At 68.2% G+C, this 15,943-nt stretch carries 13 protein-coding genes and 1 rRNA gene; 11 read left to right on the top strand and 3 right to left on the bottom strand.

The window, feature by feature from the left end; all coding sequences use genetic code 11:
* The 3 genes from rrf to DFO65_RS17130 form a co-directional block, all read left to right on the top strand.
* Nucleotides 1-93 (top strand): 5S ribosomal RNA (rrf, locus tag DFO65_RS17470); the annotation flags it as partial.
* Nucleotides 94-599: 506 nt separating this feature from the next.
* Nucleotides 600-2,657, top strand: a complete 2,058-nt coding sequence (gene betT / locus DFO65_RS16475; RefSeq protein WP_113905541.1) for a choline BCCT transporter BetT — start codon at nt 600-602, stop codon at nt 2,655-2,657.
* Between the two features lie 16 nt (nt 2,658-2,673).
* Complete coding sequence (locus DFO65_RS17130; protein ID WP_181778764.1) at nt 2,674-2,814, top strand: hypothetical protein; 141 nt, start codon at nt 2,674-2,676, stop codon at nt 2,812-2,814.
* A 149-nt stretch (nt 2,815-2,963) separates the two neighbouring features.
* Here DFO65_RS17130 and DFO65_RS16470 read toward each other — a convergent pair whose 3' ends face one another.
* From DFO65_RS16470 to DFO65_RS16460, 3 genes are all read right to left on the bottom strand, one after another.
* Nucleotides 2,964-4,526, bottom strand: a complete 1,563-nt coding sequence (locus DFO65_RS16470; protein ID WP_113905540.1) for a GMC family oxidoreductase — start codon at nt 4,524-4,526, stop codon at nt 2,964-2,966.
* A 66-nt stretch (nt 4,527-4,592) separates the two neighbouring features.
* Complete coding sequence (locus DFO65_RS16465; RefSeq protein ID WP_113905539.1) at nt 4,593-6,071, bottom strand: aldehyde dehydrogenase family protein; 1,479 nt, start codon at nt 6,069-6,071, stop codon at nt 4,593-4,595.
* 709 nt (nt 6,072-6,780) lie between these two features.
* On the bottom strand, nt 6,781-8,004 hold the full coding sequence (locus tag DFO65_RS16460; protein WP_113938677.1) for a hypothetical protein: 1,224 nt from the start codon (nt 8,002-8,004) through the stop codon (nt 6,781-6,783).
* Here DFO65_RS16460 and DFO65_RS16455 point away from each other — a divergent pair.
* From DFO65_RS16455 to DFO65_RS16425, 8 genes are read left to right on the top strand one after another with little or no spacing between them, the layout of a single operon-like run.
* Complete coding sequence (locus tag DFO65_RS16455; protein WP_147233389.1) at nt 7,936-9,111, top strand: hypothetical protein; 1,176 nt, start codon at nt 7,936-7,938, stop codon at nt 9,109-9,111. The genes DFO65_RS16460 and DFO65_RS16455 overlap by 69 nt on opposite strands.
* Nucleotides 9,108-10,136 carry an HAD-IIA family hydrolase gene (locus DFO65_RS16450; protein ID WP_113905536.1) on the top strand — a complete coding sequence of 343 codons (1,029 nt, stop codon included), beginning with the start codon at nt 9,108-9,110 and terminating at the stop codon, nt 10,134-10,136. The genes DFO65_RS16455 and DFO65_RS16450 overlap by 4 nt, the downstream gene beginning before the upstream one ends.
* Entirely contained in the window at nt 10,129-10,284 is a 156-nt protein-coding gene (locus DFO65_RS17125) for a hypothetical protein (RefSeq protein WP_181778763.1), read from the top strand. Before DFO65_RS16450 ends, DFO65_RS17125 begins: the two co-directional genes overlap by 8 nt.
* Entirely contained in the window at nt 10,281-11,084 is an 804-nt protein-coding gene (locus DFO65_RS16445; RefSeq protein WP_113905535.1) for a TlyA family RNA methyltransferase, read from the top strand. The genes DFO65_RS17125 and DFO65_RS16445 overlap by 4 nt, the downstream gene beginning before the upstream one ends.
* Nucleotides 11,081-12,046 carry an NAD kinase gene (locus tag DFO65_RS16440; protein WP_181778762.1) on the top strand — a complete coding sequence of 322 codons (966 nt, stop codon included), beginning with the start codon at nt 11,081-11,083 and terminating at the stop codon, nt 12,044-12,046. Before DFO65_RS16445 ends, DFO65_RS16440 begins: the two co-directional genes overlap by 4 nt.
* Nucleotides 12,043-13,746 carry a DNA repair protein RecN gene (recN, locus tag DFO65_RS16435; RefSeq protein ID WP_113905534.1) on the top strand — a complete coding sequence of 568 codons (1,704 nt, stop codon included), beginning with the start codon at nt 12,043-12,045 and terminating at the stop codon, nt 13,744-13,746. Before DFO65_RS16440 ends, recN begins: the two co-directional genes overlap by 4 nt.
* Before the next feature lie 15 nt (nt 13,747-13,761).
* Nucleotides 13,762-15,000 carry a putative cytokinetic ring protein SteA gene (gene steA, locus DFO65_RS16430; RefSeq protein WP_113905533.1) on the top strand — a complete coding sequence of 413 codons (1,239 nt, stop codon included), beginning with the start codon at nt 13,762-13,764 and terminating at the stop codon, nt 14,998-15,000.
* On the top strand, nt 14,993-15,943 hold the full coding sequence (locus tag DFO65_RS16425; protein WP_113905532.1) for a copper transporter: 951 nt from the start codon (nt 14,993-14,995) through the stop codon (nt 15,941-15,943). Before steA ends, DFO65_RS16425 begins: the two co-directional genes overlap by 8 nt.

The following is a 15,943-nucleotide window of genomic DNA, read 5'->3' as shown; positions in this document are numbered from 1 at the left end:
GCCCGGTTAACCGTTCCGATCCCGGTAGCTAAGCCCATTCGCGCTGATGGTACTGCAACTTGGTGGTTGTGGGAGAGTAAGTGACCGCCGCAAAAAATTCTTTTCTGGTGTGGGGTGTGACTGTTTGGGTTGCACCCCACACTCTTTTGTGTGCCCTCTGGCTGAACGCTGGAGGGCATTTCTCATTCATTTTGACCACGTCTGGCTTCTTTCGTGGTCGCACCCTTCGGCCGTCGTCCGGAGAAGGCGACGGGGCATGGTGTCCGTGCTCCGTAGAGAACGAGGGGCGTCGGTTGTCCTCGTCCAATTGTGTTCGCTCCTCTCTGTGTGGTGGAACACAATAGATACATCAGTTCGTGTAGTCTGGTGTCAGCCGTTACGGAAGGGAGCGAACCTCACTTGTCCGGAAGCGCGCATTGGGTCTGTACCGGCACGAGCCATCTGACCAGCGATGATGCTGGTTCTCGGGTACGGTGATGAAGTGAACAGACGCCACCGAACACAGGAGACAGCCGTGAGATCGAGAGTCCGTGTCCTCAAGAGGATGTCAGCGGGTGCCCTCACCGTTTCGTCCCATCATCCGACAAAGGAAATCTGCGATGACTGACGCAAGAATCGAGAAAGCCAAGGCGGCACAGAAGAAGGTGCTGCCGGCCGTCAACAAGAAGGTGTTCTACTCCGCTGCGATCGGAACCCTTGCCATCACGATCTGGGCACTGCTCGCTCCCGCCAACGCCGAAGCCGTGCTCGGCGCGGTGGTCGGCTGGACGTCGGACTGGTTCGGATGGTTCTACGTCCTCCTCGTCGCCGTCGTCCTCGTCTTCGTCATCTATCTCGCGGCCTCTCGCCACGGGCAGACGAAACTCGGGCCCGAACACTCCAAGCCGGAGTTCGGACTGATGTCCTGGGCCTCGATGCTCTTCGCCGCCGGCATCAGCACCGACCTCATGTTCTTCGCGGTGGCTGAACCCGTGACTCATTACCTCACACCTCCGAGCACGGAACCCGAAACCGTCGCAGCGGCGCGGGAGGCCACGGTATGGACCCTGTTCCATTACGGTCTCAGCGGCTGGGGTCTCTACGCGCTCATGGGCCTGGCACTGGCCTACTTCGCCTACCGGATGAATATGCCCCTGGCGATCCGGTCAGCACTCGCACCGATCTTCGGCAAGCGAATCCACGGTCCCATCGGCGATTCCGTCGACTTCGCGGCCCTGCTCGGCACGATCTTCGGCGTCGCGACGTCACTGGGCATCGGCGTCGTCATGGTGAATGTGGGTCTCAACGCGGTCTTCGGCCTGCCGGTCACCACTGCTTCTCAGATCGGGATCGTAGCCGTCGGCGTGACCGTGGCGACCCTCTCGGCGGTCTCCGGAGTCGACAAGGGAATCAAGTTCCTCTCCCTGCTCAACGTCTTCCTCGCGATCGCGCTGAGCATCTGGGTCCTCGTCGCGGGCAACACGAAGTTCCTCCTCGACGCGTTCGTCCTCAACCTCACCGACTTCGTGCGACTGTTCCCCGACATGGCCGGCCAGACCTTCGCCTTCGAGGACACCGGAACATGGATGACCGACTGGACGCTGTTCTTCTGGGCGTGGTGGATCGCCTGGGCATCCTTCGTCGGGCTGTTCCTCGCTCGTATCTCCCGGGGCCGGACCATCCGCCAGTTCGTCATCGGCACACTGACCATCCCGTTCATCTACATCTTCATGTGGATCTCGATCTACGGGAACTCGGCGCTCGACATCATCCGCAGCGGCAACAAGGGCTTCGGCGAACGGACGATGCTCAGCCCCGAAGGAGGGTTCTACGAACTCCTTGCGCAGTACCCGGCCTTCGTCGTCATCGCGGCACTGGCAACGGCGACCGCCCTGCTCTTCTATGTCACCTCGGCGGACTCCGCAGCTCTCGTCATGGCGAACCTCTCCTCCTTCCTGCCCACAGTGCACGACGACGGTCGCGCAGCTCTGCGCATCTTCTGGGCGGTCGCCACGGGAGCACTGACTGTCGGCATGCTCATCGTCGGCGGCGTCGGCGCCCTGCAGAACGCGACAGTGGTCATGGGTCTGCCGTTCGCCTTCGTCGTCATCCTCGTGATGATCGGCCTGTACAGGGCACTGCGCACCGAGTCCTACCGGTCGAACAGCGCCGATCAGGGACTTCCCGCCTCGCTCCTGCGCCGGTCGGGACCCGGGCACGACAACCTCAAACAGCAGCTTTCGCGCGTCCTCGCCTTCCCCGGCAGGAACAAGGCGCGTGACTTCGAGGAGACGGTGCTCCTGCCCACGCTGGAGGAGATCGCCGCGGAGATGCGGTCCCGCGGGCTCGACGCGCAGGCCGGTCGCGCTGCGTCGGACGGCACGTACGACGACGGGGGAGAACTCGTCCAGCTCGAGGTCGACGGGGACGGCGAGTACCCGTTCCACTACCAGGTCTGGGCGCACAAGGTCGGAGTTCCGTCCTTCGGCGGCCGGGTGCCCAAGGGCGCCGAGGAGTACGTGCGGATGGAGGTCTACTTCGACGGCGGCGCGAGCCAGGGCTACGACATCATGGGCTACACGAAGGACCAGATCGTCGACGACGTTCTCGACAAGTACGAACGCCACGTCGAGTTCCTCTATCTCAATGACAGTTCTGTGCCTCGACCGCAGGAGTAGACAGCACAGACACGGCATGCCCGACAGCGGCAGGACAGCAGCAGCTGACCTGCCGCTGTCGGCCGTCCGGGTCCACGAACCGGGGACCGTGCACCACCGGGAGGGCACGCTCGCCTCGCGCACCGGGAGCAAGTCGATGCACTTCGACCACGACTGACGCCGGGCACTCCGGCTCGGGCACTCCGGCTTGGCCACTCAGACACGGAATGAGGGGCCCTGCACTCGCAGGGCCCCTCATTCCGTGCCGCTCGCCGATCACGCAAGCATCGGGATCAGCGTCCCGACTGGATCAACTGCCCGACTTGATCAGCTGCCGGACTTGATAAGTTCGGCGCACTTCTCGCCCATCATCATCACCGTGATGTTGGGGTTGACCGTGGTGATCTCGGGCATCGCCGAGGCGTCGACCACGCGCAGGCGATTGACGCCCTTGACCCGCAGCTGCGGATCCAGCGGCGACGAGTCGTCGTCGGCGGCACCCATGCGCACGGTGCCCGCCGGGTGGTAGACGGTGTTGTGCGTGCGAGTGATGTAGTCCTCGATCTGCTCATCCGTCTGCACGTCGGTGCCGGGGAACAGCTCCCGTCCGGCCCACTCGGACATCGCGTCCTGCGACACGATCTCGCGAGCCTTGCGGATGCCGGCGATCATCACCCGCATGTCGTGGCCCTCGGGGTCGGTGAAGTAGCGCGGATCGACATGCGGCTTGTCGCGGAAGTCGCGGGAGCGCAGGCGCACCGTGCCGCGCGAGCGGGCATGGGTGACATTCGGCGTCAGGCAGAACGAGTTCTCCGACGTCGGGTAGCCCTGGCGCAGAGTGTGCATGTCGAAGGGCACGGACCCGTAGTGCATCATGAGGTCCGGACGGTCGAGACCCTCCTCGGTGGGGGAGAAGATGCCGATCTCCCACCACTGCGTCGAATCCTCGACCATCGGCTTCTTGGCCTCCCAGGAGATCACGCCCTCCGGGTGGTCCTGGAGGTTCTCACCGACACCCGGCGAATCCACGCGGACCTCGATGCCCACCTCGGCGAGGTGCTCGGCCGGTCCGATGCCGGAGAGCATGAGCAGCTGCGGGGTGTTGATCGCGCCCGCGGAGACGATGACCTCCTTCTTCGCCTCGATGCGCTTCGTCCGGCCGAAGGCGTTGTTGACCACGAGCACGCCGGTGCAGTTGTCATCGGCGTCGAACTCGAGCTCCTTGGCCTGAGTGTCCGTGAGGATCGTGAGGTTCTCACGGTCGAGGATCGGGTGCAGGTAGGACACCGAGGAGGACGACCGGGTGCCGTCGTCCTTCCGGTTGATCTGGAAGAAGTTCGCACCGTTGATGACGGTCTCACCCTCGTTGAACTGCACCCGGGGGATGCCGGCCTGCTCGCAGGCGTCGAGCAGGGCGATGCCGCACGGATCGACCGGGGGCACGTTCATCAGGCGCACCGGTCCGTCGTGGCCGTGGTGGTCGCCGGGAAGCTCATTGTTCTCGAGCTTCTTGTAGAGGCCGAAGGTGTCCTTCGATCCCCATCCGGTCGCGCCGTACTTCGACTCCCATTCGTCGAGGTCCTCCTTCGGCGCCCAGAAGGCGATGCACGAGTTGTGCGAGGAGCAGCCGCCGAGCACCTTCGCCCGGGCGTGGCGCATGTGGGAGTTGCCGTGTTCCTGAGCCTCGATGGGGTAGTCCCAGTCGAAGCCCGATTCGAGGAGCTCCATCCAGCGGTTGAGGCGGAGGATGACGTCTTCGTCGACGTCGGACGGACCGGCCTCGAGCAGGCCGACGGTGACCTCCGGGTCCTCGCTGAGTCGAGCGGCGACAGCGGCTCCCGCGGAACCGCCGCCGACGACGACGTAGTCAAAGCTGTGAGTGGTTTCCAATTCTCATCTCCTTATTCGCTGCGCGGTGTCATTCACATGGCGCGGTGTGATCTGCTGTGCGCGGACTCATTCGCCGTGCTCGGGGAACCAACCGGTGACGGCGGGTTCGAGGTTGTGGTAGATGTGCTTCGCCTCCTGGTATTCGGCCAGACCGGTGGGGCCGAGCTCCCGGCCGAATCCCGACTGTCCGAATCCGCCCCATTCGGCCTGCGGCAGGTAGGGGTGGAAGTCGTTGATCCAGATGGTGCCGTGGCGCAGCTTCGCCGCGACCCGCTGGCACTTGCCGGCGTCCTGGGTCCACACGGCGCCGGCGAGGCCGTAGATCGTGTCGTTGGCGGTGGCGATCGCCTCGTCCTCGGTGGAGAAGGTCTCGACCGTGACCACGGGTCCGAAGGCCTCGTCGGTGACGACGGACATTCCCCGCTTGACCTGGTCGAGGACGGTCGGCAGGTAGTAGAAGCCGTTCTCCAGGTCACCCTCGCCCCACTTGCCGCCGCAGCGCAGGCGTGCACCCTCGGCGACTCCGTTCTTGACGTATTCGGTGACCTTGTCGCGGTGCTCGGCGGAGATGAGCGGTCCGGTCTCGGCGTTCTCGTCGAATGGTCCGCCGAGGCGGATCTTCTCGGCCCGGGCCACGAGACGATCGGTGAACTCCTCGGCGATGGATTCCTCGACGATGAGTCGGGCGCCCGCAGAGCACACCTGGCCGGAGTGGACGAAGGCGGCGTTGAGGGCATTGTCGAGAGCGGCGTCGATGTCGGCATCGGCGAAGATGACGTTCGGGTTCTTCCCGCCGAGTTCCAGGGCGACCTTCTTCACCGTCGCGGCCGCATTGGCTCCGATGAGGCGACCGGTGACGAGTCCGCCGGTGAACGAGACCATGTCGATGTCCTCGTGGGTCGACAGCGGAGCGCCGGCGACGCGGCCGCGGCCGAGGATGAGGTTGCCCACTCCCGCGGGCAGACCGAGCTCCTCGAGCAGGCGCATGGCGAGAATCGCCGTGCTCGGGGTGAGCTCGGCGGGCTTGAAGACGAAGGTGTTGCCGGCGGCCAGGCAGGGAGCGATCTTCCACGCGGCCTGGAGCAGCGGGTAGTTCCACGGGGTGATGAGAGCACACACACCCACGGGTTCGTGGACGATCCGGCTGACCACGGACTCGCTGCCCGCGTCGACCATGCGTCCGGCGTCATTGGCGGCGAGCTTGCCGAAGTACTCGAAGCAGTCGGCGATGTCGTCCATGTCGATCTGCGACTCGACGAAGCGCTTGCCGGTGTCGAGCGATTCGGCGCGGGCGAACTCGTCCTTGCGCTCGCGCAGCGTGTCGGCGAACCTCAGCAGCAGGTTGCCGCGCTCGGCGGCGGGGGTGCTCGACCAGACTCCCGAGTCGAAGGCGCGACGGGCGGCCGCGATCGCGAGCTCGGTATCGGCGGCAGAGGCTTCGTCCACCTCAGCGACGAAGCTGCCGTCGGCAGGGTTGCGGATCTCGCTGGTTCCGCCTTCCTGGGCCGACACCCAGTTTCCGTCGATGAAAAGCGTGTTGGGCACGGTTGTCTCCTATTCCTTGGGGGGCGAAGTCGTCTGACCAGCCTACGCCGAGTGATCTCGCATCGAAATGAACCGAGCCACCAGTTCGCGACGCTCGAGAACGGGAAGGGCACGGAGCCGGACGAGTCGACGGGAGACCTTCGAGCTCTGACCCGGCTGGTTCTCGTGTGGGCGGAGCGTCGGTGCTCTTCGAGCCTTCGGGTGGTGGCTGCGAGACGGAAGCGGTTCACCACGTCCTGGTGAGGACTGGTGTTCTCCGCTGAACGCGAGCGGCAATGATGTCGACGACACGTGGCATTCATCCCTTGGTGGTGGCGCGAAGCATCGTTGCTCCTCGACAATCCTCAGCTGGCGGACCGACACCGGGTCATCGTAACAGACAATTGGTATGTCACGGCGGGCAGCGGGAACGTCTTCTCATTCCATCGGCGGGCACAACGACCGAGCGAGTCTCCGCCGCGGCGGACCAGCTCCGGTCCTCGATGAGTCGGAACGGATCCGGGAACGACGTGGGGAACGCCTCCCACCGGAGGCGACCGAATCAAGGGGCCTCATCGGGCCGGTGCCCTAGAATGGAGGGGAATCATCAAAAGACTTCATAGGGAGAATCGTGGCCCAAGGGGATTCGCGAGACCATCAGCAGAACCGCCGATCTGAAGGCGGACACCGCTCAGATCGCGGGAACAACCACAACCGCCGGAATTCTCACTCATCCCGGGACGACCGCGGCCACTCGGATCGGCGGGACGACCGCGGCGGCTTCGGCGGCGATCGCCGAGGCGGTTATCAGGGCAATCGTCGCGAGGACGGGGAGCGCCGCAGTTTCGGCGGCGACCGCCGTGACGACAGCCGCGGAGGCTACCAGGGCAATCGTCGCGAGGACGGGGAGCGCCGCAGTTTCGGCGGTGACCGCCGTGACGATCGCCGTGGTGGGTTCAGCGGCGACCGCCGGGACGACCGTGGCGGCTACCAGGGCAACCGCCGCAATGACGGCGAGCGTCGTGACTTCGGCGGTGACCGTCGAGGCGGCTTCCAGGGCGACCGTCGCAATGACGGCGAGTGTCGCGGAGGATTCGGCGGGAACCGCAGAGACGATCGCCGCGGCGGATACCAGGGCAATCGTCGCGAGGACGGGGAGCGCCGCAGTTTCGGCGGCGACCGCCGTGACGACAGCCGCGGAGGCTATCAGGGCAATCGCCGCGATGACCGTGGCGGATACGAGGGCAATCGCCGCAATGACGGCGAGCGTCGTGACTTCGGCGGAGATCGCCGGGACGACCGCCGCGGCGGCTACCAGGGCAATCGCCGCAATGACGGCGAGCGCCGTGACTTCGGCGGAGAACGTCGGGACGACCGCCGTGGAGGTTTCGGCGGGGATCGTCGGGACGACCGGCGCGGCGGCCAGCAGGGCGAACGTCGAGGTGGCTTCGGCGGCGAACGCCGCGATGACCGTGGCGGATACCAGGGCAACCGCCGCAACGATGGCGAACGCCGTGGCGGATTCGGCGGGGACCGTCGGGACGACAGCCGAGGAGGCTACCAGGGCAACCGCCACAATGACGGCGAACGCCGAGGTGGTTTCGGCGGGAACCGTCGTGATGATCGCCGAGGTGGCTTCGGAGGGGACCGTCGGGACGAGCGTCGCGGCGGGTTCGGGGGAGACCGCCGGAACGACGATCGACGCGGACCTCGCGACAACGATCGCCGCGCATCGCGTCCGACCGATTCCGGCGACTATGCCCGCGAGCAGCGGGCTCGCCGACCCAAGGTTCACGAGCCGGAGATCCCGGCAGACGTCACCGGCTTCGAGCTCGACAAGGAGATCAGGGGCCAGCTGCGTTCGCTCGACAAGGAGAACGCGGAGATGGTGGCCAAGCATCTGGTCGCCGCTGGCGGACTCCTCGACCTCGACCCCGAGCGTGCGCACCAGCATGCGAAGGCGGCCATGGCGCGGGCCGGCCGCGTCGGTCTGGTCCGCGAAGCCCTGGGCATCGCGGCCTACCACGTCGAGCAGTACGACGAAGCCGTGCGCGAGCTGCGCACCCACCGTCGCATCTCCGGATCGAACGAGAACATCGCCCTCATCGCCGACGCCGAACGTGGACGTGGCAAGCCCGAGAAGGCCATCGAGATCCTCGAGCAGTCGAAGGAGCTCGAGCTCGACAATGAGATCCGGACGGAGCTCGTCATCGTCGCCGCCGGCGCGAAGTCGGACCTCGGTGATCTCGACGGGGCGCGTGCGCTCATCGAGGCCGAGGACTTCACCCAGCGCCCGAGCGGCGCCCTCGTCCGCCTGCTCGCCGCCTACTCGGAGATCCTCCGGCTGCACGGCGAGACCGAGCTGGCCGACAAGTACGAGGAGCTCTCGCGGCGGACGGCGAAGGCCACCGGCACGCTCTTCGGCGACGAGGAGCCCGACCCCAATTTCGGAGTCGAGATCGAGACGATCGAGGAGCTGCCCGACGAGGACCTCGAGGACGGCCAGCGCGAGGTGACCGAGGGCGCGGACGCCGAGGCTGTCGGCACCACGACGGACGACGCCGAGGCTGCTGACGACGCCGACGGCGGAGCCCGCGCCGAGGAACCCGAAGCCGAGACAGTACCGGCCGAGGACGCTTCAGCCTCGGACACCGACGTGGAATCGTCGGGCTCAACCGCAGGCACCGACGAGGAAGCATCGAGCACGTCCGAAGCATTCCCGGAGGCCGCGGCCAACGCGGACGCCCACGCGGACGATTCGAACGCCCCTGCAGAGCCGACCGCAGCGGAGTCGACCCCGGCGAAGTCGAAGACTCACGTCTCGGACAAGGAGCTGAAGAAGATCTCGGTCTCCGAGGCCGAGATCGAGGCCGAACTCGCCGAGCTCCTCGGTGAGGACGACGAGCCGCAGGACGACGAGGCCGATCACGGCACCGATGAGCAGGGCACGGACGACGTCGACGGGCAGGACGCCGCCGCCAGCACGCACGACGTCGACGCGCAGGACGCCGGCGACGCCGACGAGCCGGAGGCCGGGGACCCCGAGGACGACGATCGGTGAGTCTCGGTGCTGATCATGGTGCTCCCGGGCAGCCGGGAGCACCGATCGACTGTGTGCTCTTCGACCTCGACGGGGTCGTCTACCGCGGCCCCGAACCGGTGCCGGGAGCGGCGGAGGGAATCGCGTTCCTCCGTGACGCCGCCATCCCGCTGAGCTTCGTGACGAACAACGCCACGCGCACTCCCGAGGCCGTGGCCGCACGCATCACGGACCTCGGCATCGACACGACCGCCGCCGAGGTGACCACCTCGGCGCAGGTTCTCGCGGCGCGATTGGCCGAGAAGTACGGTGCCGGCGCGCTTATCTTCGTCGTCGGCACCACGGGTCTCGAGGTCGCGCTCGAATCCCATGGCCTGCGGATTACCCGGTCGCTCGACGACGGTCCCGTCGCCCTCGCCCAGGGTCTCGACCCGCAGATCGACTACTCCACGATCGTCGCCGCCGGCGACGCCGTGCGGTCGGGCCTCGACTGGTGGGCGAGCAACCCCGACTACTCGATGCCCTCGCCGAGCGGCGAGGTCCCCGGCAACGGCGCCTTCGTCGAGATGGTCGCCCGGCTCACCGGCGCCCGGCCGACGATCGTCGGCAAACCCTCCCCGCACATGCTCGACCACGCCGCACGCCGCCTCGGCGCGAGGCGCCCGCTCATGATCGGCGACCGGCTCGACACCGACATCGAGGGCGGCAGCGCCGCCGGGTTCGAGACGGCGCTCGTCCTCACCGGCGTCCACGACATCCACGACGCCCTCGTCGCGCCCGCGCACCGCAGGCCGACCCACATCCTCCCGAGCCTCCGCGGACTCGCGGGACTCATCACCGCCTCGGCGACGATTTACCCGACACCGGCGACGACCCACCCAGACCCGGACCCCGGCGTCCGCCTCGTCGACGGCGAACTCGTCCTCGACGATCACGCCCGCTCCTCGGCTCACGGCATCGGCGCCGCACTGCGGTTAGCATGGGAGGCACTCGACCGGGGACGGCCAGTGCGTCCCGGGAACCTGCCTCGGAGGATCCATGACTGAGATGACCCCTGCCGCTCTCGGCGGCGACGTCCCCGTCGAGAGGTGGCGCAGCGACCTCGACGACCTCGCCGCGGCCCCCGCCCGGCAGCGCCACGAGGCCATCGGAACCCTGCTCGACGACCTCGATGCGCAGGTGGGGACGTTGTGACGAGGCTCGACCGGGCTCTGGTCGACCGCGGGCTCATCCGCTCCCGATCGCGCGCCGCCCGGGAGATCGCGGCCGGTCGCGTGAGCGTCAACGCCGCCACCGTCTCCAAGGCCTCCGCCGAGGTGGGGGAGACCGATGAGATCACCGTCGCCGACCCCGACCCCTGGGTCGCCCGCAGCGCCCACAAGCTCCTCGGCGCCCTCGACTCCTTCGGGATCGGGACGCTGACCGGACGCACCGCCCTCGACGCCGGCGCCTCCACCGGCGGGTTCACCCAGGTCCTGCTCAGCCGCGAGGCCACCGAGGTGTGGGCCGTCGACGTCGGCCACGACCAGCTCGACGCGACCCTGCGGGACGATCCCCGGGTCCGGGTCCGCGAAGGGCTCAACCTCCGCGACCTCGCCTCCTCGGACGTCCCGACCGTCGACCTCGTCGTCGCCGACGTCTCCTTCATCTCCCTGCGCCTGCTCCTCGACCCGCTGCTCGCGGCCACGAAGCCCGGAGGGGGGCTGCTCCTCATGGTCAAACCCCAGTTCGAACTCGCCCGCAGCTCCCTCGACAAGCACGGCGTCGTCGCGAGAGCGGCCAACCGGCGCCGCGCCGTCCTCTCCGTCGTCGACTCCGTGGCCGAGCACGACGCCCGCGTCACCGACATCGCCCCCTCCGCTCTGCCCGGGCCGAGCGGAAACAGGGAGTACTTCCTGCGTGTTCGACCAGGAAGGACCCCACAGGCGTCCGATAGGCTCGATGAGGCGGACGTGCCCGGTCACCTGGACGCGATCATGAGAGGAGAGTCGTGAGGCGGAACATCATGGTGCTCCTGCACCCCCACCGCGAGGATTCGGCGGCGGCCGCGGTGCGGGTCTGGAAGGCGCTCCTCGACGACGGGATCACCCCGGTCGTCCTCGACGAGGAGATCGTCGACATCGCCGCCCGCAGCTCCTACCCCGACGTCCACCAGGACCTCCTGGCCCGGTGCGAGGTCATCAGCCCCGACGAGCTCTCGGACTGGAAGTCCGACTGCGAGCTCGTCATCGTCCTCGGCGGCGACGGCACGATCCTGCGCGCCGCCGAACGCTTCCACGGCTCCGGGGTGCCCCTCATGGGCGTCAACCTCGGCCACGTCGGCTTCCTCGCCGAGAGCGAGCGGGAGGACCTCGCCGAGGCGGTCCACCGCGCCTCGAAGCGCGACTACGTCGTCGAGGAGCGCCTCGCGCTCGATGTCACCGTGTGGCACGAGGGCGAGGCCATCTACCACGCCTGGGCGCTCAACGAGGCGACCGTCGAGAAGACCTCGAAGTCGCGGATGATCGACGTCGTCCTGGGCGTCGACTCCCGGCCGGTGTCCGCGTTCGGCTGCGACGGGGTCATCCTCGCCACCCCGACCGGCTCGACCGCGTACTCGTTCTCCGCCGGCGGGCCGATCGTCTGGCCCGAGGTCGAGGCCCTCCTCCTCGTCCCGATCTCCGCCCACGCGCTGTTCACCGAGCCCCTCGTCGTCAACCCCAGCTCCCGCCTCGGCGTCGAGATCAGCACCACGAACCCGGACTTCTCCGCGGTCATGTGGTGCGACGGCCGGCGCGCGATCGAGCTCCCGGCCGGGGCGCGCATCGAGGCGAAGCGCTCCGAATCGCCCATCACCTTCGCCCGGCTCCACTCCGGGCCCTTCACCGACCGTCTCGTCGCCAAGTTCCGGCTGCCCGTCTCCGGGTGGCGCGGACCCGTCGACGATTCCCGGACGACCCCGAGGAGGACGACGTGATCTCCGAGCTGCGGATCTCCCACCTCGGCGTCATCGCCGAGGCCGAGGTCGAACTCTCCCCGGGCCTCACCGTCGTCACCGGTGAGACCGGCGCCGGGAAGACGATGTTCGTCTCCGCCCTGACCCTGCTCATGGGCCGCAAGGTCGGCTCCGGGGTCGTCCGCCGCGGCGCGGAGAAGGCTGAGGTCGAGGGCATCTTCTCCGAGATCTCCGAGAGCGTGCGCACCCGCATCGAGGAGGCGGGCGGCAGCGCCGACGACGAGGCGATCATCACCCGCACCGTCGCCGTCAAGGGCCGCGCCCGGGCGACGGCCGGCGGACGCACCGTCCCGATCTCCGTCCTCTCCGAGATCTCCGACGACCTCATCACCCTCCACGGCCAGTCCGAGCAGCTCGGACTCAAGAGCCCCGCCCAGCAGCGTCAGCTCCTCGACTCCGCCGGAGGAGCGGAGCTCGCCGAGGCGGCCGAGGACTACCGCGCCGCGTTCGACCGCTGGCGGGAGACGGTCGAGCGGGTGACGCGGATCAAGGACTCGACCGCCGCCCGGCGCGAGCGGATCCTGTGGCTGCGCGGCTGCCTCGAGGCCATCGACGAGGTCCGCCCCGTCCCCGGTGAGGACGAGGCTCTGCAGGCGCTGGCGGCGAAGCTCGGCGCCGCCGCCGAGATCACCCGCGCGGTCGGGCTCGCCCACGACCTCCTCGTCGGCACCGACCTCGACGACACGCCCGCCGCGGTCGACGGCGTCCACCAGGCCATCAGCATGCTCTCCGACGTCGAGTCCTCGGATGCCGAGCTGACCCGGATTCGGGAGGCGCTGGGGGATGCGGTGCTGCGGCTCAGCGACTCCGCGGCCGAGCTCAGCTCCTACCTCTCCGGCTTCGACGAGCTCGGGGAGACCTCACTCGAGGAGACGGAGGCGAGGCGCGCCGAACTCGGGTCGCTGGCCTCCTACGGGCAGAACGTCGCCGAGGTCCTCGACTTCGAGACCCGCGCGGCCCACGAACTCGCCGAACTCGAGGCCGAGGACCGTGACCTCGACCAGCTCGACGCCGAGCTCTCGGCCGCCGAGGAGGCGATGCGAACGGCGGCGGGCGCGCTCACCGAGGTGCGGCTGCGCACCGCCGAGAAGTTCTCGGCCGCCGTCAGCGCCGAGCTCGCGGCCCTGTCGATGCCCAAGGCCGAGGTGCGCTTCGAACTGACCGACCGTGAGCCCGCCCCGCACGGCTGCGACGACGTGCGTCTGCTCTTCGCCCCCCACGACTCCTCGACCGGTGACGACATCGGCAAGGTCGCCAGCGGTGGCGAGCTCTCCCGCGTCATGCTCGCGATCGAGGTCGTCCGCGCCGCCGGCGACCGGATCCCCACCTACGTCTTCGACGAGGTCGACTCCGGGGTCGGCGGCAAGGCGGCCGTCGAGATCGGACGCCGCCTCGCGAAGCTCGCCGAGCACGCGCAGGTCATCGTCGTCACCCACCTGCCGCAGGTCGCGGCATGGGCCGACACGCACGTGACGATCGTCAAGGACGACGACGCCGAGACCGTCAGCTCGGGCGTGCGCGAGCTGAGCGAGGACGAGCGGGTCGTCGAGCTCTCCCGCATGCTCGCCGGCATGGAGGAATCCGCCTCGGCGAAGGCCCATGCCGCGGAACTCCTCGACTCGGCCCGGCAGGTCAAGACGGGGGCGGCCACCGGTGCATGAGAGAATGGCCGCACCATGAAATCGCGTAGAACTCGGGAGACACCCACGGTCGTGCCGCGGGTCGGACCGGCCCCCGTCCGGCTCGATCGGCGGACGAAGGACCTGACGAAACGGCTGGGCGCCGGGGACATCGCCGTCATCAAGCACGCCGACATCGACCGGGTCTCCGCCGAGGCGCTCGTGGCCTGCCGGCCCGCCGCCGTCGTCAACGCGGACAAGTCGATCTCCGGCCGCTACCCCAACCTCGGCCCCGGGATCATCGTCGACGCCGGCATCCCGCTCATCGACGACGTCGGCGCGGAGATCTTCGAGACGCTGAGCGAAGAGGACGAGATCGTCGTCGAGGGCGATACCGTCCTCAAGGACGACGCCGAGGTCGCGACCGGGCTCCTCCAGACCGCCGAATCGATCGCCCGGGACATGCACGAGGCCGAGGCCGGGATGAACTCCGTGCTCGTCGACTTCGTCGACAACACGATCGAGTACATCCGCAAGGACTCCGACCTGCTCTCGGCCGAACTCGTCGTGCCCGAGGTGAGGACGAACTTCAAGGACCGCCACGCCCTCATCGTCGTCCGCGGCTACCACTACAAGGAGGACCTGGCGATGCTGGCCTCCTACATCCGCGAGTACCGGCCGATCCTCATCGGCGTCGACGGCGGTGCAGATGCGATCCTCGAGGCCGGGCACCGACCGGACATGATCGTCGGCGACATGGACTCGGTCTCCGACTCGGCGCTGACCTCGGGGGCTGAGATCGTCGTCCACGCCTACCGCGACGGCCACGCCCCGGGCACCGAACGCGTCCACTCCCTCGGCGTCGACTGCGTGGCGTTCCCCGCCTCGGGCACGAGCGAGGACATCGCGATGCTGCTCGCCAACGACAAGGGGGCCAGCCTCATCGTCGCCGTCGGCACCCACGACACGCTCATCGAGTTCCTCGACAAGGGCCGGAAGGGAATGGCGTCGACCTTCCTCACCCGGCTGCGCGTCGGCTCGAAGCTCATCGACGCCAAGGGCGTCTCCCTGCTCTACCGGCAGCGGATCTCCAGCCTCCAGCTGTCCGTGCTCATCCTCGCCGGCCTCGTCGCCCTCGGCGTCGCGCTGTTCGCGACCGCGGCCGGGCAGACGTTCCTCGGCCTCATCGGCGCCCAGCTCGACGGGGTGTTCGGGTGGATCGGCTCGCTCTTCGGCGCCGACCCCGCCATCAGCTCAGAATCAGCAGCCGCAAGCCAAGGATTGATCAGTGATTGACTTCCGCTACCACCTCGTCTCCCTCGTCTCGGTGTTCCTGGCGCTGGCGGTGGGAATCGTCCTCGGCGCCGGACCGCTCAAGGAGCCGATCGGGGCGTCCCTGCAGAGCCAGGTCGACGCCCTGCGCACCGATCGCGACGATCTGCGCACCCAGCTCGACGCGGCGGCCGGCAACATCGAGAAGCAGAACGAGTTCATCACCGCCGCGGCCCCCGAGCTCACCGGAGGGATCCTCGACGACACGACGATCAGCGTTGTCGCCGGACCGCAGGCCGACCCGCAGCAGGTCGAGGCGGTGGTCGATCGCATCACCGAGTCCGGCGGACAGGTCTCCGTCGACGTCTCCTTCGTCGACAACACGCTGACCCTGGAGGACTCCGCCGAGTTCCTCAAGACCCTGCGCACCCTGGTGCCGTCACTGCCCGAGGACGACGCCACCGCGATCCGCACCGCCCTCGTCATCGCCCTGACCGGCAAGGCCACGACCCTGCCCGAGGGACAGGAGCGCGACGACGCCGCCAAGCAGGCCGGAGCCCTCTTCGACGCGTTCGTCGACGCCGGACGGCTGCGCACCGACTCCGACCACGCGACGACCGAGCTGTTCCTCGTCGTCGACAACGAGAACTCCCAGCTCGCCGAGCAGGACGAACCGACCGCCGCGGCCAGCGAGGGCGAACCCAAGCGCACCGTCATCACCGACTTCGTCAACGCACTGACCGCGGAGTCGAAGTCCGTCGTCGTCGCCGGCGACGCCGGATCCGCGGCCAACGGGCTCGTCTCCGTCCTGCGCACCGAACGCTCCCGGGCCACCACCGTCGACGGGCTCGCCCTCGGCGCCGGACCGATCATCGCCGTCCGCGCGCTGGCCGCCGGCAACAGCGGCACCCACGGCCACTACGGCTTCGCCTCCGACGCCGAAGAGATCCTGCCAGGGAAGGAATGA

The sequence above is a fragment of the Brevibacterium sanguinis genome, assembly GCF_003315415.1.
GTDB lineage: Bacteria > Actinomycetota > Actinomycetes > Actinomycetales > Brevibacteriaceae > Brevibacterium > Brevibacterium celere_A.
Note: the sequence above shows the minus strand (reverse complement) of the source record. Positions and strands in the feature narration are given on the sequence as shown.